Genomic DNA, 21,925 nt, shown 5'->3' on the forward strand with positions numbered 1-21,925 from the left:
CGCGCTTATCGCGCCGAGCGCGCGCACGCGCCATGTTGCGGGTACAATCGAAATCGTCTTTGGAATACTGTACGCACCAGAAGGGAGCCACCATGGACCGCAGCGAGATCTTCGAGAAGGTTGCAGACATTGCGAGCGACGTGCTCGGCATCAACGCGGACGAGATCACCGAGGAGACGACCTTTGATGACCTCGATGCCGATTCGCTTGACCGTCTTCAGCTCGTGACCGCCTTCGAGGATGAGTTCGACATCGAGATGGACGAGGAGCGCTTGCTCTCAATCAACTCCGTTGCCGATGCGATCGATGCCATCGAGGCAACTCAGGAGGCATAGGCAGCGTGCCGGTATCAGATAGGCTCGCCCGTGCAGAGGCGATCTGCGGGCACGAGTTCAACGACAAGAAGCTGCTGCGTGCAGCCCTCACGCATCCTTCGGCCGTCGAGGGCGAGCCGGTCGGCTCATCATATGAGCGCCTCGAGTTCCTCGGTGACTCGATTCTCGGGTCCATCGTGGCGCTCGCGCTCTTTACCAGCTATCCCGATATGGATGAGGGAAAGCTCACGCGTCTCAAGGTGTCGCTTGTGGCGGGTGCCACGCTCTCCGAGGTCGCGTCCGAGCTCGGTATCGAGGAATGCATCATATTCGGTGCTTCCGAGACCGGCACCGGTGCACGAGGCCTGCACTCGGCGCTTGAGAACGTCTACGAGTCTCTGGTGGGCGCCCTGTTCCTCGATGGCGGGCGCGATGCCGCCGAGCGCTTCATCATGAGCACGCTCAAACCGCACCTTGCTACCGAGCGAGCGGAGCGGCCCTCGAACCCCAAGTCCTATCTCCAAGAATGCGTTCAGGGGGATCACATGGAACCCCCCGCGTACAAGCTCGTGGACACGAGCGGGCCCGCTCATGCCCCCACCTTCACGGCGGTCGTGATGGTCGATGGCGTACGGCAGGGTAGAGGTAGCGGTCCCTCAAAGAAGGAGGCCGAGGCCGCTGCGGCGCAGGATGCGCTCGTGCGCTTGGGCTATATCGACGGCGACCGCACGGGAAGGCTCGGGTAAGGGCGCATGTACCTCAAATCACTCACGCTCAAGGGCTTCAAATCGTTTGCCGACCGCGCGCACATGACCTTCGAGCCCGGTCTCACGGTCATCGTGGGTCCTAACGGTTCGGGCAAGTCCAACATCTCCGATGCCATCCTGTGGGTTCTCGGCGAGCAAAGCGCCAAGCAGCTGCGCGGGCAGGCAATGGAAGACGTCATCTTCTCGGGCTCGTCGGCGCGGCAGCCTGTGGGCGTGGCAGAGGTTACGCTTGTGCTCGACAACGCCGACCACGTGCTTCCCGTCGACTTCGACGAGGTTGCCATCACGCGCCGCATGTACCGCTCGGGTGAGAGCGAGTACCTCATCAACCAAAGCCCGTGCCGGCTCATGGACATCCAGGACATCCTGCATGATTCCGGCCTTGGCAAGGACACCCATTCGATCATCAGCCAGGGAAAGCTCGATTCCATCCTGCAGAGCCGTCCCGAGGAGCGCCGCGTCCTCATCGAGGAAGCCGCCGGCATTTCCAAGCACAAGCGGCGCAAGGAGCGGGCGGTTCGCAAGATTCGCTCGATGGACGAGCACCTCACCCGAGCACGCGACATCAGCCGCGAGATTACGCGGCAGCTGCGTCCGCTTGAGCGACAAGTCAACCGCGCCCGTAAGCACCGCGACCTTACCGAGCGCGCTAACGAGCTCACGCGCATCCTCGCGGTCGACGAGCTTAGGAGGCTCCAACGCGAATGGAACGCGCTCGAGCATGAGTCCAAGGAACGCGACGCTGCGCTCGAGCTTGCCCGCTACCGTTTGGGCGAGAAGGAGCGCGAGCTCGAGAAGCTGCAGGTGATGCTCGAGGAGAAGGGTCTGTTCGTAGGGGACCTTGGCGAGCAGCGTCGCCGCATGCAGGACATCATGGGACGTTTGGGCTCTGACATGCGCTTGCTCGAGGAAAAGGGCCATAACATGGTGACCCGCCTCTCGGAGATGCGCGGCACGCTCTCCTCTTCCGAGCATCAACGACGTCGCGTCGCCGAGGAGCTGGAGGATGCCCGCCGTCAGCTCGACGAGGTGAAAGCGGCTCTTGAGGTCGCTGAAGGCGATGTGGCGCGCTTGGAGCCCGCAGCAGACGAGCTGCATGCCCGTCGCGTCGAGCTCGATGAGGCCATCGGCAGGCTCACGCGCGAGCAGCGCGACGCTCAGCGACGCGCAGACGATGCGACGCTCGAGCTCGCACGGGTGCGCGAGGCGCTCTCCAATGCAGAGGTCGAGGATTCCATGTACGCCTCGCGCTTGGAGCAGATCGATGACGCGTTGGAGAACGTCCAGGCATCGCTTGAGCAGCGTCGGTTGCGTGCAGAGGAGCTCGACGTTTTTATCGAGCAGGCGACCGCTGAGCGCTCGGAAGCCGCTGAGGCCATCGAGGTCGCGGAACGCGCACTCGATGATGCGAGGAAGCGTGAAGCCGAAGCGCGCGAGCGTCTGGGAGAGGTTCGCTCTGAGCTGGGAAGCTTGCGCAAGCTTGACGAGCGTCTGGCCGATGCCTCGCCTATGGCGGCGCGGATAGCCCACGACCATGCCGGTACGGTGGATGCGCGGCTCGGCGATCTCATCGAGGCGCCGAAGGATCTCGAGGGCCTTGTTGAGCAGCTGCTCGGCGGCGATATCGACGCCCTTGTGATGGGATCTGCCGCCGCGACGCTCGAAGCAGGGTCTTCGGCTCTCGCTGCTGATGGCGTGGCGGGCGAGGCGACGCTGATCTCCCGCGACGCGCGTGCTGCGACGGTGACGGGGGCGGCTGGCAAGCGCTTGATCGAACTGTTCCAGGTGCGCGATGGGTACTCCGATGTGGTGGCGAGCATGCTCGGCCATGTTCACCTCGTGGATTCACTCGAAGAGGCGTTGTCGGCGCCCGCGGTTCCCGGTGTGCTCTACGTTGCGCGTGACGGCGCGCGCGTGCGTGACGGAGGCGTTGTCAGGATCGGTCGTGCGCAGGACGAGCAGGCAGGTGCTCTTGAGCGCAAGCGCCGCATCCGCGAGCTCGAGGGCATGGAGCCTGATCTCTCATCGCTGTTCGACCGCTTGGTCGCCCAGGTGGCAGAGGCCCAGCGGGCGGTCGAGGTTGCGCGGGCTCAGGAGCGCGACATCGCTGGCGACCTCGCTCGCCTTGAAGGCGAGCGTGCCTCCGCGCGCGAGGAGATCGGCCGCCTTGAGCAGTCGATCGCAACGTCCCAGGCAGAGCGCTCGCGCATCGCGAAGCGCCGTGAGATGGCCGCTGAGAACGCCCGTTCCGCTGCGCCGCGTGCTGAGGAGCTCGAGCGCGCACGCGATGAGGCTCGCGCTCAGGCGGGCGAGAGGGCTCAAGAGGTCGCTGATGCATCCGACGAGCTCGATCGCTTGCGGCGAGAGGATGCCGAGGCGGCCTCGGAGCTCGGTGACGCTCGCGTGAAACGCGCCCAGGCTGCCGAGCGGCTTAAGTCGCTTCAGGCACGAGCTCCCGAGCTTGAGCGCCGGCTCGAGGGCATCGACCGGCGAATCCGCGCAACAACTCAGGCATCGCGCTCCCTTGAGGTGCTGAGACTCCGCGTCGATCCGCTTCATGACCGCTATACCGCCCTTTCCGAGTGCGCTGCGGCCTGGGCCGCTCGCCTGCGTGACCAGGCATCGATAGAGGAGGCGGATTCCGCTTCGCTCAAGAAGACCATCGAGGATGCCAAGGCCCAGGTCGCGCGTGCGAAGGAGGAGGTCGACCTCTCCGTGGCGGCGGGCAACGAGCTCAAGGTCGCACGCGGCAAGCTCGAGGTTCAGGTCGAGAGCGCGGTGTCTGCGATCACGGCCGATGGCACCACGGTCCTCGAGGAAGCGCTCGCGCTGCCGGCACCCGATGATCGCGAGGCCGCTGAGCGCGAGCTGGCAGACCTCGTCCGCCAGATCAACAACCTCGGCCCGGTAAACCAGGTTGCCATGGAGGAGTACGACCGTCTACGCGAGCGCGCCGACTATATCGAGGAGCAGCTCGCGGATCTCGAGCGCGCCCGCAAGGCGCTCACGAAGATCATCTCGGCAATCGACCGTAAGATGCGCACGGCGTTCCTCATGACGTTCGAGAAAGTCGACGAGAACTTCCGAGAGATCTTCGGCATGCTCTTCCCGGGCGGCCAGGCTCATCTCGAGATGACCGACCCCGAGCACCCTGCCGAGACCGGCATAGAGGTCGTTGCGCAGCCGCGCGGCAAGCGCATCACCAAGATGATGCTCATGAGCGGCGGCGAGAAGAGCCTAACGGCCCTCGCGTTGCTCTTTGCCGTCTACCGTACCCGCACGGTGCCCTTCTACGTGCTCGACGAGGTCGAAGCGGCCCTCGATGACTCCAACCTCTCAAAACTCCTCGACGCTATCGACGTGCTGCGCCACCATACGCAGCTGCTCGTGGTGTCGCACCAGCGCCGAACCATGGAGGACGCCGATGTCCTCTACGGCGTATCCATGCAGGCCGACGGCGTGAGCCGGGTGGTCAGCCAGAAACTCGATCGTGCAACCGGAAAGGTCGTGAACGCATAAGATGGGACTCTTCGATGCGCTTTCCCACGGGCTCGAGCGGAGCCGCGAGGCCCTGAACGAGATCTTCTACTTCGGTGGTGAGGTGGACGAGGACTTCTGGGAGGATCTTGAGGATACCCTCGTCATGGGCGATATGGGCGCCGAGATCTCCATGCAGGTTACCGATGACTTGCGCGATCTTGCAGCGCGCAAGAACCTTAGGACCGCCAACCAGCTTCGTCGCGCCTTGGCGGAGCGGCTCGAGGAGTACTTCGTTCATCCTGAAACCGACTTCTTCTCCGATACCCCCTCCTGCGTCCTGTTCGTGGGCATCAACGGCGCAGGAAAGACCACGACGGTGGGCAAGATAGCAAGCGCTGCCCACGAGGGCGGTAAGCGCGTGGTGATTGGGTCCGCCGATACCTTCCGCGCTGCCGCCATCGAGCAGCTTGACGTATGGGGCGAGCGCGCCGGGGTACCCGTTGTCAAGCGCGATCGCGGGTCCGATCCGGCAAGCGTCTGCTATGACGTTCTCGACGAGGCGGACGCGCAGGGCGCGGACCTGGTGCTCATCGACACGGCAGGACGCCTCCATACCTCGGCGGACCTTATGCGCGAGCTCGCCAAGGTCGTGAACGTGACCCGCAGGCGCGCCGAGAAGTGCGAGGCGGGCCCCATGCCCGTGCACGTGGTTCTCGTCATCGATGCGGGGACGGGCCAAAACGGCCTTGCGCAAGCCGAGGAATTCAACAATTCGCTCGGTCTCGACGGCATTATCATGACTAAGCTCGATGGCACCGCGAAGGGCGGCATCGCGCTTGCGGTAGCCGCCAAGCTCAAGCTGCCCATCCTGCGCATCGGGGTGGGCGAGCGCATTGAGGACCTTCAGGCGTTCGACGCGCATGATTTCTGCCGCGCGCTCGTGGGCGCCGCGTAGCTAGCGGCGCCGCGCCTGGGCGAGCCAGTCCCACATCCTGGTGCCGTGCGCGTCGGCGCACTGGTCGTTGAAGAAGTAGACCCATGCCTCGTGGCCGTCGGGGAACACGTGGCCGGCTGAGGGCCCGTGGACGATCCGCGCGTCGTCGAAGATCGAGGCGTGGAGGTCTGTCGCCCCCGCCTTCTCGAGGCGGTGGAGCGTCGGGTCCTCGTTCAGGCGCGGGTCGACCACGACGTCCGCGCGCGTGTAGACGAACCAGAGCGGCAGCTCGCGTATCGAGGCGAGCATCCCGTCCGTGATGTCGGCGTCACGGTACGCCTCGCAGATGGGGAAGGCGGCGGCGAAGAAGCCGGACCGCTCGAATGCGAGGTCCAAGGTGAGGAAGCCGCCGTTCGAGCAGCCGCCCACAAGGACGCGGTCCGGGTCGATGTCGGCGTGCGCGGCGATATGGGCGTCGATGAGCTCGAGCACCGCGCGCTTCCAGACGGAGGGCAGGCCGGGGTTGCCGAGCGGGTCGTCCGCGCCCATGCCCTCGTACTCGAGCCAGAAGCCGTCGCACTGGGGGATGAGCACATGGGCGCCGCCGAGCGCCGTCTGGAAGGGCTCCTCGACAAGCGCGGTGCACTTCGTGTCGAAGACGGCCATGGACACGTCGGTCCCGCCGCCGCCCGCCCCATGGAGCCAGACGACGAGCGGGTGGCGCGCCCCGTCGGCAGCGGGGGAGTGGGCGGCGAAAGCGAGCGCGCGGCCGTCCGATGCCGTGAACGTCCCGGTCGCGAAGGCGTCCATCACGGGGGCGTATCGTTTGGCGATGAGGTCGTCGGTCGCGACCTCGAGCACGTCGATGGGGGAGCCGTCCGCGAAGGCGAGCCGCGCCTCGGCGCCGAGCTCGACCTCGAGCTCGTAGGGCTCGCTCCAGAAGTTCATGCTCGCGGAGTCGCGCCAGACCTTGCAGCCGCCGTCGTCCACGCCGACGAACAGCGCGAGCGTGACGTAGCGCGAGTCGCCGGCGAGGCGCCTGCCGTGCGCGTCGCTCGGGAAGGCGTCAACGACGGTGCGCTCGTGCTCCACGATGCCGATGCCGTCCGCGGCGGCAGGGTCGTCGACGCAATTCTGGCGGCGGTCGCGCACGCGAAACGCACGCGCGTCGAGCGTGCGGGCCTCAACCGCCGCCCCGAAGTCGATGACGGTCGCGGTGACGGCCGGCCCCCAGTCGAAGCCCTCGACGACGATGGTTTGGGTCGCGTTGACGGCGTGCGCTGCTATGTTTTGCCTCCATGTGTCTGGACGTACGTGGGGCGCCTTTGGGCATCTTCAAGAATTATTGCATCAATTGTTATATTGAGCGCAAAGGTATTATGAGAGCAATTCAATAATTTGGTTCTTAGTTTTTCATTCCAAGTGCAACAACGCCCGATGAGGACGGCCCATGGCGCCCTGATACGATGGTGCTTGCGACGACAACATCATCAGGAGGCAGCCATGGGCCGGTACAGCCATCTTACCATCGAGGAGCGCGAGGACGTCATGTGCCTGCGCAGGCAGGGGAAGGGCGTCTCCGAGATCGCCCGCGAGATCCACAGGGACAAGTCCACCGTGTCCAGGGAGCTCGCGCGCAACTCCTGCGCCGCGTCGACCGCGCACCCCTGGTACCGGGCCTCGACCGCCCAGCGGCGCTACGAGGCGCGCAGGGAGGCGTGCCGCAGGCCGCGGCTGCTCGACGACCCCGAGAGGCTCGAGCTCGTCAGGGAGCACGTGCTCGAGGGGCGCTGGTCGCCCGAGCAGCTGGAGGGGCGCATCCGCCTCGAGCGCCCCGACCTCGCCGTCAGCGACACGACGATCTACCGCGCGATCGGCTCCGGCGCGCTCGACCGCTGCGTGGGCGGCCGAAGGGCGTCGGCGAGGCTGAGGCGCGGCGGCAGGCGGCGGAAGCGCCGGGACGGCTCCGAGCTGCGCGGGAAGATCAAGGTGTCGCACGAGCTCTCCGAGCGGCCCGCCGAGGCGGGCGCCCGCTCGCGGGTCGGCGACTGGGAGGGCGACACGGTCGCCGGGCGCGCCGGCGGCGCGTGCCTCGTCACCATGGTCGACCGCATGAGCGGCTACCTGGCCGGCCGCAAGTCGCCCTCGAAGAGGAAGGGCGACGTGAGGGGGGCGATGGTCGAGTCGATGCGCGGCCACGCCGTGGAGACCGTCACCCTGGACCGGGGCAAGGAGTTCGCCGAGCACGCCCTGTTCACCGAGGCCGTCGGGGCCGAGTGCTACTTCTGCCCGCCGCACCACCCGTGGGACCGCGGGACCAACGAGAACACCAACGGGCTGCTGAGGCAGTACTTCCCAAAGGGCTGCGACCTGGACGCCGTGAGCGACGAGGAGGTCGAGAGGGTGTACGATGAGCTGAACCGCAGGCCTCGCAAGCGCCTGGGGTATCTGACGCCGTACGAGGTCTACCGATCGGCCTCGTTGCACTTGCTGTGAAAAACTAAGGTTCATTATTTTTGTTCCCATCTCTGGATCTGCTGCCCATGTTCCTGATAGGTCATAAACGCTTGGCGCAGATCCCCTTGTAACAAGAGAGAATCTCGGGTCAATGCATTCATTATTTAGACTTTCATGTGAAGCGTAGGCTTTCAGGTGTTGTACCTGTGCTCTTAGCCCCATTCTGACTGAATCGCTGCCGTAATTATTGAAGGTTGCTCCTGAAGAGCCGTCGAACGCGCCAAGTCCTGCAAAGTTGCATTGTTCAGGATAAACGCTTCCCCCAAATTGAAGCCACCCAGTTTCAATCATAGTTTGCGCAAAAACAACCTCTGCACGAACGTTTTCGGAGTTCGCCTCTTCGTACAAGATGGTGCATAATACTTCAATTGTAGGAGCGCCATATTGATCATAAATTGCAGTTGGATAGGAATGGCCGGTAGAGTTGAATCTCTGCACCATCTGATCAATGGTTGTTCGACTTGGACCCATTATGGAGTCATCCGAAAGATGATCGTCCCTATTATTATCTGCTAAAATTGTAGAAGCAGACGAGTGCAACAAGCTCGTTTGATCGGCTGCCTCTTCGCTTGCATATTCTATTGCTTCAACAGCGGAATCTATTGCTTCAACAGCGGAAGCGTTATTCTCGTTCTGTTCGGAATCTGTTGCAGGGACCTCGAGAGCTGTTGAACTGTGGCTAGTGACAGCATTATGCGACTCTTCTGCTTTATTCAGAATAAAAGTTCCTATACCAAGCATGGCTATGATGGCTATAGCAATTCCAGCGAACGTAAACTTAGAATGATTCGTTTTTCCTGATGCACCTCGCGATTTATTGTTTTTCTAACAGTCTAGAACTTAGGTGATAGGCGATCCGGCTCTCGGCGGCCGGGCTATACTCTTCCCAGCCAAACAGAGAGTCAGCCCGAGCGCCCACCCGGATCTTTGTTTGGCGACAATCCCTCCGGGTGGGCGTTCGGGCGGATGGGAAGACCCCGCCATGAAGCGCACGAACCCCTACTCGGGGCTCGTCGACGGCCTCGCCGCCGGCGAGCTCGACCTGCTGTCCGCCGCCGTCGCCGAGAGGAGGCTGCGCGAGGAGGCCGGCTTCGGGACCCTCGCCGAGGCCGCCGAGGCGTACCGTCCCGAACCGGCCTGCCCGTCGTGCGGCGGGACCGCCCCCTGGAGGGACGGGTTCGAGCCCTCGGGCGTGCGCAGGTGGCGCTGCCCGCGATGCGGCGCGAGGTTCACCTCGCTCACCGGCACCGTCCTGGAGGGCTGCAAGAAGCCCCTCGCCACCTGGGTCGACTTCATCAGGCTGGCGCTCTTCGCGGTGCCGCTCGACGCCTGCGCGGCGGCCTGCCGCATAAGCCACCAGACCGCCTGGGAGTGGCGCCACCGCCTGTTCGCGGCCGTGGACGGCTACCAGGACCGCGTCGTGCTCCGGGGACGCGTCTGGATCGACGAGACCTACGTCAACGACACGGACCTCTCGAGGGGCTACGGGCAGGCCCGCAAGCGGGGGCTCTCAAGGCAGCAGATCTGCATCGCGGTGGGCATCGACTCCCGAAAGGAGCCCGTCGCCGTGGTCTGCGGGCACGGCAAGCCGTCGTCCGCCCGGATCAGGGGGGCGCTGAAGGCGCACATCGCCGAGGGCTCCGTCCTAGTGCACGACCGCGAGCGGGCGCACGGCGCGCTGGTGCGGGAGAACGGGCTCGTCGACGAGAGCTACAAGGCCGACGTGCGGGACCCGGTCTACCTCGAGGCGATGGCCCTCGTGAACAACCTGTGCTCCTGGATCAAGCGCTACCTGTGGAGGTTCACCGGCATGGATCCGAAGAACCTGCAGTCCTACCTCAACCTCTACGTCTACCTGTTCAGGGTGAAGCGCGACGGCGAGAGATGGCCCGAGATCGCGAGGGTGGTCCGCCATCTTCTCATGACCGACGCGCGCTTCCGCAGCTCAACGTAGGCTCCCTATCACCTAAGTTCTAGACTGTTAGATTGTTTTTAATTCTATTGTGGTTGATACATTTCGATTTCCTTTTTTCCACGCGTTCAGACGAACCTTTTACGTCCAACTTCTTTCCGCAGTTATTGCAATATCTCTTACCATCAGGTACTTCTACACCGCAGTTATTGCAAAACATCAAAAGAGTCCCTTGATAGACATACCGATAATCTATGCAAAGTGATGACCGCAGGCACCACAGAATTTTGCATCAGGATCTTCGAGATAGCCGCATTTCGGGCATACTTTTCCAACACCCTCGACTGTCTTATCAAGTTGATCGATATCCCTAGTCGAGAAGCTCTTACCATCTCGATGATTGGAAAGATTGGCAATTTTGCTAAGGGCGCTCTGAATGTCTGCTGTGTCATTACCAGAAAGCATAGGTAATGGAGTAGGTCCTTTAAACAGGAGATAAATGCTGCTTAGGAACATTATTAATCCGCTGGCAGTAAGGAGTATGCAGCCGGCGCCAATAGATGTGCCATTAGAAATATATCCGATGAGGTAATAGCCTGAGAAGACTAGGGTTATTCCGCTAGTTATGATAGAGACGATTGTAAAGCGTTTCGCTGCTAAGGCGCCGATTGCCCAGAGGGGAATGAACCACCAAAAGCCACGCGATATCAAATTAACGGATGCTGATCCCGAGGCTTCGGTCGTTCCGAGCTGGAAGGAGAAGAAGGGAAGTATCAATGCAATTATGGCAAGAATTGACGCTGAACAAATCAGTAGTTCTTCTACGCTGAGGTTGATTTCATTAAGGTTGATTTTATGGTCAGTTGATAGTCCCAATTGACTAACGAGCTGATCTACAGTTGCATAACTCGCTTCTGTTGATTTGCTAAAAGTCTGTTCTCGCGCTTCTTGTTTGTGCTCATTAGTCAAGGTCTCAGGGCTTCTCATTATTGATTCGATACTATGAGCAACGTCATGCGGTTCACTTGAAGTCTGAGTATCTACATCCTTGGCGGTTTCGTTATATCTATCGATCGCGGCTTTCCCATCCTTTGAAGGAATAAGTATTCTAGAACCGCAAGCAACGCAATAGTTGGCCGAGTCAACATTTTCCTGACCACAGTTTTGGCAAAACATTGCTTCTCCTACTTCAGAGAATTATTAGTACGAGCAAAGGAAGTGAGATGAATGCAGTTCATTACTATTTCAAGATGTCGGAACTTAAACTAACAATCTGTGAAGTCTTCGTTGTGGATCAGTTCGTTCCAGTCTGATCTCGATTGAACACGCGCTTGCTCATACTTAATGACCAGATCTTCAAATGTGATCTCAGGACTAATCTGATTGCTTTCCATTAGCTGTCTCGGAGTCATGTCTCTCAAATAATGATTTGCATATGAGACAAAAAATGTTGTCCCGGGCTTATGCAGGTTCGAGTTAATTACCATTGCGGGAAGACTCGGAAAATCTCTGCTTCTGCAGTATGCCTGTATCTTATCGAGACGCTCATATAGCATGTGGTCGCGGTAATGAGTATTTGTCAGCTTCGCGATCTCCGAATATGTTGTCGTGGTTCTCCCTTGAGAAGTGGCAGATAGAATTGCTTCAATCAATAATTTGACGGGCAAATCGTATTTGGTGTTCCGCATCACATGCCCATTACAGTTTGAGAAGTAGTTAGCCCAATCGCTTAAGCCATCCGCTTAGACGGTCGGACTACGATTGACATATGTCCCGAGGGACTGCCGATCGGGCGCCCGCGGACGGCCTTATGCCCCTGCCCCTTGAGGGCCCGGGGGGTGTTGCCGACGCGGGCGCCGCTGCTTCTGACGACTAATAGGAAACTGCCGGGCTCCTCCGACCAAAGAGCGCCACGGCCAGGTAATGTGGGTGTCGCGCGAGGCAGCATTCCGATCGACCGACGATTGGAAGGATACCATCATGCTGACCGAAGCCACCGCCTGCCCTGCCGTAATAGGCCTCGACGTCGGGAAGTTCTCCCATTGGGCGTGCCACGTGACCAGGCAGGGCGAGATCCTCGCCAGCGGCCCCGTGGCCAACACCGAGCATGACCTGGACAGCCTGTTCGCCCGAGTGGATGCAGGGACGCTGGTCGTCGTCGACCAAGTGCGCAACATCGGGTCGCTGGCGATATCGAGGGCAAGGCTGGCCGGGCTGCCCGTCGCCTACCTGCCGGGAATCGCCGCCCACGGAGCTGCCAAGCTGTTCGCGGGCGACGCCAAGACCGACGAGCGCGACGCCGCGGTCATAGCCAAGACGGCGCTCGGCATCCCGGATTCGCTGCTGCCCGTGCCAAGGCGCGACGAGAGGCTCGAGGCCGCAAGGTCGATGGCGGCGCAGAGGAACCACATGGTCACCTGCTCCACCCGTGACAAGAACAGGCTCAGGAGCATACTCCTGGAAAGCTGCCCCGCGTTCGAGGCGCTGGCCGACCTGGCCGATCCCCATTGGCTGAAGATGATGGAGTCCCTGGGCGGCCCCTGGGGCCTCCTGGATGCCGGCAAGCATGCCGTCGGCGCCGTGACCCGCGGCGCGAACAGGGCGCGCATCGACGCCGCGCTGGCGGCGATATCGTCGTCGACGCGCCCGTCCGAATACCAGGTCATGGCAGAGAACCCGCAGGTCAGGATGCTTGCCAGGCGTATCAGGGAGTCCGCCGAGGAAGCCGCAAGGCTCGACACGGAGATAACGGCGCTGCTCGTCGAGGACGGCACTTACGAATGCCTGCTGACCATCCCAGGAATCGGCCCAAGGACCGCATCGGAGCTGGTGATAAGCATCGACATCGACGACTTCCCCGACCACGACCACCTCGCATCGTATTGCGGAATCGCTCCCAGGAACCGCCAGTCAGGCAAGTCGATATCGTCGGTGAGCGCCTCGCGCCAGGGAAACAAGAGGCTGAAAAACCTGCTCATCTTCTCCTGCAACTCGCTTAGCAGGAGCAGGGGCCGGTTCGGCGACTACTACCGCAAATGCAGGGATCGCGGCATGTGCCACGGAGAGGCATTGAAGGCGGTCGCCAGGAAGAGGATGAAGGTGATCTACGCGATCATGAGGGACAAGGTCCCGTACTCGGCCTAGCTAGCCAGAGCCATAGAAAAACGCCAGCCCGACAAGGGCTGGCGTCAGCATGCTCGAAAGCAGTGATCTTTGCCAACAAAATCAGTTGACAAAACTATAGGAACACCCCCACTTTCAGACTCAGTGCAAACAGAATGTCTACATTCTAGAGCGCCGGTTTGCCGTATGCAAACTCTCTGTTTGTTGTTTGAAAAGATGTGCTGCCATACCTTCAGGACATGCAAACTGAGGGTTTTCAAGAATTCAATCGAAAACTTGGGAAGCGATTGCAGCTTCTCAGAAAATCGCTGGGCTTTTCTCAAGAAGAAGTGGCAGAGGCGCTCAATATGGATCGCGTTTCTATTGGTTATATTGAGCAAGGTAAGAGAGCTCCACGGTTGCAGACTCTTTTTGCACTTGCTAGCTTCTACAGAATTCCAGTAAAGAGAATATTTGATTTCGAATAATCGGTAATTAACTATGCAAAGAAGTAAACTTGATTGGTGTGAATCAAGTGACGTTTGCTTCGCCTATCTCTGTAGAACCTTCATAATGGATTCTCAGAGACTTAACGGTAATATTTGAAGGTCAAGTTTCCTGTTCTTTGCCGATTTTTAGAATTGTATGTAGCTCGATAGGAGCCCCCATGTTCAACAACCTCTCCGACCGCCTGAACGACACCTTCGACCGCCTTCGTGGCAAGGGCAAGCTCACCGAGGCGGATATCACCAGCGCCATGCGTGATATCCGCATGGCGCTGCTCGAGGCAGACGTCAACTTCAAGGTCGTTAAGGACTTCGTCGCCAAGACGCGCGAGCGCTGCCTTACCGCTGAGGTCATGGACTCGCTCACGCCGGCGCAGAACGTCGTCAAGATCGTCCTCGACGAGCTGGTCGAGCTCCTCGGTTCCACCGAAAGCAAGCTCGTTCTCTCTAGCCGCATCCCCAACGTCATCATGCTCGTTGGTTTGCAGGGCTCAGGTAAGACGACCGCCGCAGTGAAGCTCGCCTACCTGCTGAAGAAGCAGGGCAAGAGCCCCTTGCTCGCCGCCTGCGACGTCTACCGTCCGGCTGCTGCGGACCAGCTCGCTACCCTTGGTGGCGAGATCGGTGTGCCGGTCTTCCGCGGCGATGGGGCTCATCCCATCGAGATCGCCCAGGGCGCCGTTCGCGAGGCAGTCGACAAGATGCGCGATGTGGTCATCGTCGACACCGCTGGCCGCTTGCAGATCGATGAGCAGATGATGCAGGAGGCTGTCGACATCAAGAAGGCTGTGAAGCCCGACCAGGTGCTCATGGTCGTCGATGCCATGACCGGCCAGGACATCGTCAACGTCGTCTCGACGTTTGCCGAGCGCACCGACTTCGACGGCGTGATCATCTCCAAGCTCGATGGCGATGCCCGCGGCGGCGGCGCGCTCTCGGTTCGCGCTGTGACGGGCAAGCCCATCAAGTTCGTATCCATGGGCGAGAAGCCCGATTCGCTCGAGGTGTTCAGCCCCGATCGCATGGCCAAGCGCATCCTCGGGATGGGCGATGTGGTGGGCATCATCGAGAAAGCCCAGGAGGCTGCAAACGCCGAGCAACTCGAGGCAGCCGAGCGGATGCTTCGCGACGGCCTAACCATGAACGACCTGCTCGAGCAGATGCGCATGCTGAGGAAGATGGGTGGTATGAAGTCGCTTATCGGCATGCTGCCCGGCGGCCAGCGCATGCTCAACCAGATGGGCGGCAACCTCGATGAGTCCATGCTCGACAAGATCGAAGCCATGATCCAGTCCATGACCGCGAAGGAACGCTTGAAGCCTTCGATGATCAACGGCCAGCGCCGCGCTCGCATCGCCCGCGGTTCCGGTACCACGCCCACCGACGTCAACAACCTCATGAAGCAATGGGGCGAGATGAACAAGATGATGGGCAAGATGCGCAGCATGGCCCAGCAGCAGGGCGGCAAGAAAGGCAAGAAAGGCAAGAAGGGCAAGCGCATGCGCATGCCTGGAATGCCCGGCATGCCCGGGATGGGCGGTATGCCCGGCTTTGGCGGCGGCAATCCTTTCGGTGGCATGGGGTCTGGCTCCGACATGGACATGCTCCGCGCTATGGAACAGCAGATGAAGCGCAAATAGCGGCTGCTGCGGGGGAGTGCTATGACCGAGATCGCCGGCGTGCTCAACAGCATGGCAGCGCTTGTCATCGTGTCGCTGCTCGGGTATGCGGCAGCGCGTCTGGGTTTTCTCGCAGGGCCGGCGCGTGAGGGCATCTCAGGCCTCGTGTTCAACATCACCTTGCCCTGCACCATCCTGAATGCTGCAGGGCAAGCAGATCGCTCGCTCGGCGGCGGGCATGTGGCGAACGGCTTGCTGCTGGGTCTTTCGTTCTTCCTCATCATGCTCGCGGCGACCTACGCCATCATCGCGTTGGTTAAGCCATCTCAAGAAGAGCGCCCGCTCTACCTCTTCATGGGCATCTTCACGAACATCGTCTTCGCCGGGTTTCCCGTTATCGAAGCGCTTTATGGCAGCAATGCGGTATTCCTGGGAAGCATCGTCTTCGCCGTGTTCAACCTGCTGTTCTACAGCTTCGGGGTGATGCTTATCACCATGGGGGATTCAGGCATCTCCGTCGACATGCACCGCATACTGAGCGCACCGCTCGTTGCGAGCGCAGCTATGGCTTTGTTCCTGCTTGACATCCACCTTCCAGCATTTGCTGCCGAGGCGTGCGAGCTAGCCGGTAGCGCGACTTCCCCCTTGGGGATGATGCTCGTGGGGGTTGCCATAGCAGAGTCTGATTTCGCTGAGGTGCTGCGCGAGCGACGCCTGTACCTCTTCGAATTCCTACGCTTCATCGCGTTGCCGGTGGTGCTCTTCATGCCTCTTCGCGCGCTAGGCATGGATGAGATGCTGCTTGGCATCCTCGTAGTGCTCCTCGCCATGCCGGTTGGTTCCATCGCTCCGGCTGTAGCTACCGCCTACCGGCTCGGCCCAGATCTGCCAGCTCGCGGTATCGTGGTGACCACGGTGTTCTCGTTTGCAACCTTTCCGCTGCTGGCATTGCTGCTCACCCTGTAGGCCTCTTGGCGCGACCGGATTCGCTTCACGGATCGTTGCAAGCTAACCTAGAGCAGCGGGCTCTGCTTGCAGATAGATCTCGACACGTGTGATGAACTCTTCCTCGCATGCGGTGTCGCGGTTGTCGATCTCGTATATCTCAAAGGGCGCTGCGTCCTCGCACATGCCTCGCTGGTTGCGTGCTCGCGCGAGTTCTGCCAAAAACCGTGCATCCTGAGCATAGGGGCCTCGATACCTCACCGTGAGGTAGTCTCCAGCGGGTAGTTCGAAATCGCTTGGAACGGATTCATCCTCTACGATGAAGAACACCGACTCGAAGACATTTGCTCTACCCTGCGCGAGCGCTTCGCAGTCAAAGAACGCGCCGACCGTGAGGCTCCCCAGCAGCGGAAGCTGGTTCTCATAGCGACGGTGCAGGCGCGAGATAAGAAGATCCATTTCCTCGTCGCGCTCGACATGGCCCGATATTCGCACGCAGCGCCTGATGGGGAAGGAAAGGACCTCTACGCTTCCAAAGGATCCGCCTTCTGCGGCAGCGATGCGATCGCGTCGGCGCTCGATTGCTTCCTGCCGGAGCTCAAGAGCTACGATCTGCTCTTCTATCAGGCGCTCCTCGTCGGCAAGGAGCGCCTTGGTCCCAGCGATGTCCTGGTGCTCGAGATAGCGCTTGATGGCTTCCATGCCGAGTCCAAGGCTTCGAAGCTCTTTGATGGCGGCGAGTCGGTAGAGGTCGTTCAGCCCATATATGCGATATCCGTTCGCGGCTCGCGTGGGGGCGATTACCCCCAACCGCTCGTAATAGCGCAGCGAATCGATGCCGATACCAAAGAGCCGGGAAATCTCGCTGATGGTGTAGCTGTCTTTGATGCGCGCTCGCTCCATAAGGTCTTCATCCTTTGCATTTGACCCTGGTACCGTACCAGAGTTTACCCTAGACAGGGACAATACGAACAAGAAGGCAAGGTGCACGAGGTGTATTCCGGAATGATCGATACCGTCAAGGGCAAATGCTCGGATCTGTTCGCCAAGACGAGTCTCAGGTCGCTTGCGCGGCGCTTCGGGACGATCGCACTCGGTTGCGCGATCCTTACGTTCGGCATGCACAACATCCATCAGGTTGTCGGTATCACCGAGGGCGGTGTTCTCGGGGGAATCCTCCTGTTGAACCATTGGTTCGGCATCGATGCTTCCATAGCCTCTCCCGTACTCGATGCGGTGTGCTATGTGGTTGGGTTCATCGTGCTTGGTGCGGGCTTTTTGGGCTGGTCTGCGGTATCGAGCGTTCTGCTGGCCTTGTTCTACGCGCTTTGGGAGAGCTTGCCCCATCTTCTTCCCGACCTTTCGGCGCATCCGCTTATCGCCGCGATCCTCGGCGGCATGTTCGTCGGCGTCGGAGCGGGACTCGTCGTGCGCTGCAATGCGTCTGCCGGAGGTGACGACGCGCTCGCCCTCTCCATACACAAGCTTACCGGTCTCAAGCTCGCTCGATGCTACCTCTTTACCGACCTCTCGGTTCTCTTGCTCTCGCTCAGCTACATTCCCGTTACTAAAATCGTCTTCTCTCTGGTAACGGTCTTCATCTCCTCGCCACTCATCGATTTCGTGGTGGGTATGGGCTCTCACGAGAAGGCCGACGGTACCTGCGTTTCTGTGGACGGCTTGGAAGAGCGGGCTGAACTTAGGGAAGGGTAGCGATCATCGGTCCTGTTGCTCATGTCCGCGGCAGGACGCATTGGTCGCTGGGAGCGGTTGCGCATGAAGCCGCTTGTTGCGTGACGGCTCCGGTTGACGGCTTGCGATGGCTCCTGGTTCCCTACAATGGAGAACCGACCGCTATTTGCGTAAAGGAGCGCCCATGAGCAAAGCAGATCAGCTCTTCGTTAGGATGTGCACGGATATCCTCGACCATGGCACGACCAACGAGGGCGAGAAGGTGCGTCCGCGCTGGGAAGACGGAACGCCCGCTTACACCATCAAGAACTTCGGTGTGACCGCCCGCTATGACCTGCGCGAGGAGTTTCCCGCGCTCACGTTAAGGCGCACGGCGCTCAAATCCGCCATGGACGAGATTCTGTGGATCTACCAGAGGAAATCCAACAACATCCACGACCTTAACAGCCATATTTGGGATGAATGGGCTGATGAGACCGGTTCGATCGGCAAAGCTTACGGGTATCAGATCGCTCAGAAGTCCCATTATCCCGAGGGCGATTTCGACCAGATGGACCGTGTGCTCTACGACTTGGCGCACACGCCGTTCTCGCGCCGCATCATGACGAATATGTACACTTTCTCCGACCTCTCCGAGATGCACCTCTATCCGTGCGCCTATAGCGTCACCTATAACGTGACGCATGCCGTCGGCGACGAGCGCCCCACGCTCAACATGTGCCTTATGCAGCGCAGCCAGGACATCCTTGCGGCGAACAACTGGAACGTTTGCCAGTATGCGATCTTGCTTATGATGGTCGCGCAGGTGAGCGATATGGTGCCGGGCGAGCTCCTCCATGTGATCGTGGACGCGCATATCTACGATCGGCATGTGGATATCGTGCGCGAGCTCATCCAGCGCCCGCAGTACCCGGCGCCGAAGGTCTCGCTCAACCCTGCGGTCAAGAATTTCTACGATTTCACGACAGATGATCTTATCGTTGAGGACTACCAACATGGCCCGCAGGTGAAGGGGATTCCCATCGCGGTGTAAGGCTCAAGAAGGGAGCTCGAATGGGCGAATCGGTTGCGCTCAAAGCTATCGTTGCGGTGTGCGATGACTGGGGCATCGGGCGCGATGGCGGGATGCTTCTAGAGAATCGTGCCGACATGAGGCACTTCGTGGCGTGCACCAAGGGGCATGCGGTCATCATGGGCCGAAAGACCCTGGAGAGCTTTCCGGGTGGGCGACCCCTCAAGGACCGGCGCAACATCGTGCTCACGCGCGACGTTTCGTTTTCTCGAGACGGCGTCGAGACCGTGCACTCCGTTGATGAGGCTCTTTCCGCCGTGTCGGGGGAGGACGTGGCTTGGGTTATCGGTGGGGCGGAGGTCTATCGGCAGCTCATCCCTTCGTGCGTTGAGGCGGTGGTGACGAAGAACCACTGTGTGCGCCCTGCCGACTCCTTTTTCCCCAACCTCGATGACGACCCCTCATGGCGGATCGCCGCTCGGGACGACGGGCACGTGATTCAAGCTGGCGCTGGCGATGAGGGCGTCTCCTTCGAGTTCGTGACCTACGAGCGCGTTGATGCCAAGCAGTCCGGATCGAGCTCTTGGATAGACGGTGCGGTCGACCTTATCTCCGCCGTGGTCGATGCTGCATACGATGCGGTGTCCTAGCATGTACGAGATCATCCGTATCCACACCTTGGAGGATGCCCGTCTCGATGCCTACACAAGGCTCACCGAGCGCGAGCTGAGATGCGTGCTCGAACCCGAGAAGGGCATCTTCATCGCCGAAAGCCTCAAGGTCATCGAGCGTGCCGTTGAAGCCGGGGTGGAGCCTCTGAGCTTCCTTCTGGGCGAGCGCTGGCTGGAGCAGATCCTCCCGTTACTAGACTCGCTCGAGACGATCGAGCCGGTGCCGGTTTTCGTGGCTCCGATGGAGCTCATGGAGAAGCTCACGGGTTTTTCCGTCACGCGCGGCGCGCTTGCAGCCTGTCGCCGCCCTCCGCTTTCAGATGCTGGGAGTTTTCTGAATTCCCTGGTCGATCGTGCTGGAGGTCGTCCCGTTCGCGTCTGCGTGCTCGAGGGGATCGTCGACCATACCAATGTGGGTGCGATTTTCAGGAGTGCTGCCGCTCTTAACGTAGACGGCGTTCTGGTGAGTCCCACGTGCTGCGACCCGCTCTACCGCCGTGCGGTCCGCGTGTCGATGGGAACCGTATTCCAGGTGCCATGGACCAGGATCGGAAGCGATGCCCGCCACTGGCCCGGTGACGGCTTCGAAGCGCTCCGTCGAGCCGGATTTGCGTCAGCCGCGCTGGCACTCACCGACGATTCCGTGTCCCTCGACGATCCGGCTCTCGCCGAGCACGAGCGTCTCGCTCTTTTCATGGGTACGGAGGGCGAAGGGCTGTGCTCCCGCACCATTGAGGAATCAGATGTCACGGTGCGGATCCCCATGGCTCATGGCGTCGATTCCCTGAACGTGGCTGCAGCTTCCGCTGTCGCATTCTGGCAGCTCTGCCCGCATACCTCAAATGCCTATCACTACCGTCCCGGTCGCTACGCATGATGCACCCCTCGGGTTCCTCGGTCGCCATTTGCATCGCGGGGCCATCCCGCGCTCGCGTGTCCTACAGCTCTACTTCCCGACGGCTCGATTGCGAGGCGGTGGCAGTTTCGAGGCGCTCCGCTCGCCGTTCCGCATGGTTGAGCCAATGGCCCCAGTGGTGGTAGCTCACAAACAGGATGGCGGAGAGGATCCAGGTCACTGGGTAGACCATCAGCATGGTCTCAACCGCATGATGCATCGGTACGATGACGAGCAGCCAGATGACGCGAAAGACCACGGTCCCCAATATGGTGAGGAGCATGGGCCTAAGGCTCTCGCCGGAACCGCGTATAGCGCCGGACGTGTTGTCGACTATCGAGTAGAACACGTAGAACGGGGCTATGAAGTGGATCATCGTCGTGGTGTAGGCGGTGACCGCCGGATCATCGATAAACAGACGCGAGAGCTGGCCCACGAAGGTGACGAGCACCGCAGAGAGGCTTCCTATGAGGACGACGGTTATGAGCAGCGAGGTGTGGTAGCCACGGCGCATGCGGTCGTAGTTGCGTGCTCCAAAATTCTGTGCAGCAAACGTCGTCACAGATACGCCGAGCGCCTCGGTCACCATCCAGATGATCGCATCGAGCCTGCCTGAGAGGCCCCATCCGGTGACCGCATCGGAACCGAATGTGTTCACGGTCGACTGGAGAATGATGTTCGAGATCGAATAGACCGAAGATTGGATGGCGAGCGGGAGCCCCGTTGCGACCATGCTGCGCAAGATCCTGCTGTCGAAACCAAGCCGTCGCACGTCGAGCCTCCATGCGCCCTGCGCCCGCGTCAGGCGTCTCACGATGAGGGACGCGTTGATGAATAGGGTCGTCGCGGTTGCAATGCCGCAACCCATGGCCTCAAGATGCAGCACTGCTACGAAGATGATATCGAGGATTGCGTTGATGACGCAGCCGCTCGCGATGATGAGGGCCGGGGTTCGGGTGTCGCCCACTGAGCGCAGGAGCGCCGACCCCATGTTAAGGGTGAGCGAGAAGACCATTCCCAAGGCGTAGCAGCGCGAGTAGGGAACCGCTTCGGGCATGAGGTCGTCAGGGGTGCCCATGATGGTGAGGATCTGGGGGATGAAGAGGGCGCCCGCGATGGACACCGTGAGGCCGAGCACAAGCGCGAGGGCCATCGCCGTATGAATCGAGCGGGATAGGCGCTCGTCATCATGGCTGCCAAAGAACTGTCCCGAGATCACCGCGCATCCGGCGCCTAGACCAACGGAGAAGCCGACCGCAAGCTCGAATAGCGATGCCGTCGCCTGCACGCCGCCAAGTGCAAGCTTGCCGCCGAATTGTCCGAGGATGAAGGTGTTGATGAGGGCATGTGCCTGCTGGAAGAACGAGCTGAAGAAGATGGGAACGCACAGGAGGAGCAACTGCTGCCAGATAACGCCCGTCGTCACATCGAGCGATGCCGCGCCGGCGTGCCGTGCCAGCCGTCTCCCAAACGCCATTGCCGCCCCTTTCCTCCTGCGCATGAAGTCGTGTGTTTACTCACTTGCCCACTGGGTATCCTCATACCATTATGAACGTACG

19 protein-coding genes are annotated in these 21,925 nt (G+C 60.7%); 14 read left to right on the top strand and 5 right to left on the bottom strand.

Annotated features, from left to right (window positions below):
- The first annotated feature begins 92 nt into the window (after window positions 1-92).
- Genes C1717_RS04475 through ftsY form a run of 4 tightly spaced genes read left to right on the top strand, consistent with a single transcriptional unit; the run spans window position 93 to window position 5,516 of the window.
- A complete protein-coding gene (locus tag C1717_RS04475) occupies window positions 93-335 on the top strand; it encodes an acyl carrier protein (protein WP_102372025.1) in 243 nt (80 codons plus the stop codon).
- Window positions 336-340: 5 nt separating this feature from the next.
- Window positions 341-1,060: a ribonuclease III gene (gene rnc, locus C1717_RS04480; RefSeq protein ID WP_102372026.1), complete on the top strand. Its 720-nt coding sequence runs from the start codon at window positions 341-343 to the stop codon at window positions 1,058-1,060.
- A 6-nt stretch (window positions 1,061-1,066) separates the two neighbouring features.
- Window positions 1,067-4,600, top strand: coding sequence for a chromosome segregation protein SMC (smc, locus tag C1717_RS04485; RefSeq protein WP_102372027.1), 3,534 nt, complete (start codon window positions 1,067-1,069; stop codon window positions 4,598-4,600).
- A gap of 1 nt (window position 4,601) precedes the next feature.
- Window positions 4,602-5,516, top strand: a complete 915-nt coding sequence (ftsY, locus tag C1717_RS04490; protein WP_102372028.1) for a signal recognition particle-docking protein FtsY — start codon at window positions 4,602-4,604, stop codon at window positions 5,514-5,516.
- Here the strand turns inward: ftsY and C1717_RS04495 are convergent, their stop codons facing one another.
- On the bottom strand, window positions 5,517-6,782 hold the full coding sequence (locus tag C1717_RS04495) for a hypothetical protein (RefSeq protein ID WP_180965858.1): 1,266 nt from the start codon (window positions 6,780-6,782) through the stop codon (window positions 5,517-5,519).
- A 216-nt stretch (window positions 6,783-6,998) separates the two neighbouring features.
- Between C1717_RS04495 and C1717_RS04500 the strand changes: the two genes are divergently transcribed.
- Both C1717_RS04500 and C1717_RS04510 read left to right on the top strand, forming a co-directional pair.
- Window positions 6,999-7,991 (top strand): IS30 family transposase, encoded by a 993-nt coding sequence (locus C1717_RS04500; protein ID WP_102372029.1) that lies wholly within the window; start codon window positions 6,999-7,001, stop codon window positions 7,989-7,991.
- 952 nt (window positions 7,992-8,943) lie between these two features.
- Window positions 8,944-9,966 (top strand): IS1595 family transposase, encoded by a 1,023-nt coding sequence (locus C1717_RS04510; RefSeq protein WP_219722246.1) that lies wholly within the window; start codon window positions 8,944-8,946, stop codon window positions 9,964-9,966.
- A gap of 19 nt (window positions 9,967-9,985) precedes the next feature.
- Here C1717_RS04510 and C1717_RS10975 read toward each other — a convergent pair whose 3' ends face one another.
- Both C1717_RS10975 and C1717_RS10475 read right to left on the bottom strand, forming a co-directional pair.
- Window positions 9,986-10,144, bottom strand: a complete 159-nt coding sequence (locus C1717_RS10975) for a zinc-ribbon domain-containing protein (RefSeq protein ID WP_144277185.1) — start codon at window positions 10,142-10,144, stop codon at window positions 9,986-9,988.
- Window positions 10,145-10,176: 32 nt separating this feature from the next.
- Window positions 10,177-11,100, bottom strand: coding sequence for a zinc-ribbon domain-containing protein (locus C1717_RS10475; RefSeq protein WP_077071243.1), 924 nt, complete (start codon window positions 11,098-11,100; stop codon window positions 10,177-10,179).
- A 747-nt stretch (window positions 11,101-11,847) separates the two neighbouring features.
- Between C1717_RS10475 and C1717_RS04520 the strand changes: the two genes are divergently transcribed.
- From C1717_RS04520 to C1717_RS04535, 4 genes are all read left to right on the top strand, one after another.
- Window positions 11,848-13,068, top strand: a complete 1,221-nt coding sequence (locus tag C1717_RS04520) for an IS110 family RNA-guided transposase (RefSeq protein ID WP_245859445.1) — start codon at window positions 11,848-11,850, stop codon at window positions 13,066-13,068.
- Window positions 13,069-13,286: 218 nt separating this feature from the next.
- Complete coding sequence (locus tag C1717_RS04525; RefSeq protein WP_102372031.1) at window positions 13,287-13,514, top strand: helix-turn-helix transcriptional regulator; 228 nt, start codon at window positions 13,287-13,289, stop codon at window positions 13,512-13,514.
- Window positions 13,515-13,693: 179 nt separating this feature from the next.
- Window positions 13,694-15,172 (top strand): signal recognition particle protein, encoded by a 1,479-nt coding sequence (gene ffh, locus C1717_RS04530; RefSeq protein WP_102372032.1) that lies wholly within the window; start codon window positions 13,694-13,696, stop codon window positions 15,170-15,172.
- Between the two features lie 21 nt (window positions 15,173-15,193).
- A complete protein-coding gene (locus C1717_RS04535) occupies window positions 15,194-16,117 on the top strand; it encodes an AEC family transporter (RefSeq protein WP_102372033.1) in 924 nt (307 codons plus the stop codon).
- 42 nt (window positions 16,118-16,159) lie between these two features.
- On the opposite strand, the gene C1717_RS04540 is transcribed toward C1717_RS04535, so the two are convergent.
- A complete protein-coding gene (locus C1717_RS04540; protein WP_102372034.1) occupies window positions 16,160-16,999 on the bottom strand; it encodes a MerR family transcriptional regulator in 840 nt (279 codons plus the stop codon).
- Window positions 17,000-17,101: 102 nt separating this feature from the next.
- Between C1717_RS04540 and C1717_RS04545 the strand changes: the two genes are divergently transcribed.
- The 4 genes from C1717_RS04545 to C1717_RS04560 all read left to right on the top strand — a co-directional run bounded on the left by C1717_RS04545 (window position 17,102) and on the right by C1717_RS04560 (window position 20,348).
- Complete coding sequence (locus tag C1717_RS04545) at window positions 17,102-17,809, top strand: YitT family protein (protein WP_245859459.1); 708 nt, start codon at window positions 17,102-17,104, stop codon at window positions 17,807-17,809.
- Window positions 17,810-17,972: 163 nt separating this feature from the next.
- Window positions 17,973-18,821 carry a thymidylate synthase gene (gene thyA, locus C1717_RS04550; RefSeq protein WP_102372035.1) on the top strand — a complete coding sequence of 283 codons (849 nt, stop codon included), beginning with the start codon at window positions 17,973-17,975 and terminating at the stop codon, window positions 18,819-18,821.
- A 20-nt stretch (window positions 18,822-18,841) separates the two neighbouring features.
- On the top strand, window positions 18,842-19,450 hold the full coding sequence (locus C1717_RS04555) for a dihydrofolate reductase (RefSeq protein ID WP_102372036.1): 609 nt from the start codon (window positions 18,842-18,844) through the stop codon (window positions 19,448-19,450).
- A gap of 1 nt (window position 19,451) precedes the next feature.
- Window positions 19,452-20,348 (top strand): TrmH family RNA methyltransferase, encoded by an 897-nt coding sequence (locus C1717_RS04560; RefSeq protein ID WP_245859460.1) that lies wholly within the window; start codon window positions 19,452-19,454, stop codon window positions 20,346-20,348.
- 61 nt (window positions 20,349-20,409) lie between these two features.
- Here the strand turns inward: C1717_RS04560 and C1717_RS04565 are convergent, their stop codons facing one another.
- Window positions 20,410-21,843 carry an MATE family efflux transporter gene (locus tag C1717_RS04565; protein WP_102372038.1) on the bottom strand — a complete coding sequence of 478 codons (1,434 nt, stop codon included), beginning with the start codon at window positions 21,841-21,843 and terminating at the stop codon, window positions 20,410-20,412.
- Window positions 21,844-21,925: the final 82 nt, after the last annotated feature.

Origin of the sequence: Enorma phocaeensis (assembly GCF_900186505.1) — a bacterium.
GTDB lineage: Bacteria > Actinomycetota > Coriobacteriia > Coriobacteriales > Coriobacteriaceae > Enorma > Enorma phocaeensis.

Coding starts and splice junctions, on each gene's coding strand:
- C1717_RS04500 (WP_102372029.1), top strand. CDS start 6,999: ATGGGCCGGTACAGCCATCTTACCATCGAGGAGCGCGAGGACGTCATG.
- ffh (WP_102372032.1), top strand. CDS start 13,694: ATGTTCAACAACCTCTCCGACCGCCTGAACGACACCTTCGACCGCCTT.
- smc (WP_102372027.1), top strand. CDS start 1,067: ATGTACCTCAAATCACTCACGCTCAAGGGCTTCAAATCGTTTGCCGAC.
- C1717_RS04555 (WP_102372036.1), top strand. CDS start 18,842: ATGGGCGAATCGGTTGCGCTCAAAGCTATCGTTGCGGTGTGCGATGAC.
- C1717_RS04525 (WP_102372031.1), top strand. CDS start 13,287: ATGCAAACTGAGGGTTTTCAAGAATTCAATCGAAAACTTGGGAAGCGA.
- C1717_RS10975 (WP_144277185.1), bottom strand. CDS start 10,144: ATGTTTTGCAATAACTGCGGTGTAGAAGTACCTGATGGTAAGAGATAT.
- ftsY (WP_102372028.1), top strand. CDS start 4,602: ATGGGACTCTTCGATGCGCTTTCCCACGGGCTCGAGCGGAGCCGCGAG.
- C1717_RS04520 (WP_245859445.1), top strand. CDS start 11,848: ATGTGGGTGTCGCGCGAGGCAGCATTCCGATCGACCGACGATTGGAAG.
- C1717_RS04565 (WP_102372038.1), bottom strand. CDS start 21,843: ATGGCGTTTGGGAGACGGCTGGCACGGCACGCCGGCGCGGCATCGCTC.
- C1717_RS10475 (WP_077071243.1), bottom strand. CDS start 11,100: ATGTTTTGCCAAAACTGTGGTCAGGAAAATGTTGACTCGGCCAACTAT.
- thyA (WP_102372035.1), top strand. CDS start 17,973: ATGAGCAAAGCAGATCAGCTCTTCGTTAGGATGTGCACGGATATCCTC.
- C1717_RS04545 (WP_245859459.1), top strand. CDS start 17,102: ATGATCGATACCGTCAAGGGCAAATGCTCGGATCTGTTCGCCAAGACG.
- C1717_RS04475 (WP_102372025.1), top strand. CDS start 93: ATGGACCGCAGCGAGATCTTCGAGAAGGTTGCAGACATTGCGAGCGAC.
- C1717_RS04535 (WP_102372033.1), top strand. CDS start 15,194: ATGACCGAGATCGCCGGCGTGCTCAACAGCATGGCAGCGCTTGTCATC.
- C1717_RS04540 (WP_102372034.1), bottom strand. CDS start 16,999: ATGGAGCGAGCGCGCATCAAAGACAGCTACACCATCAGCGAGATTTCC.
- C1717_RS04560 (WP_245859460.1), top strand. CDS start 19,452: ATGTACGAGATCATCCGTATCCACACCTTGGAGGATGCCCGTCTCGAT.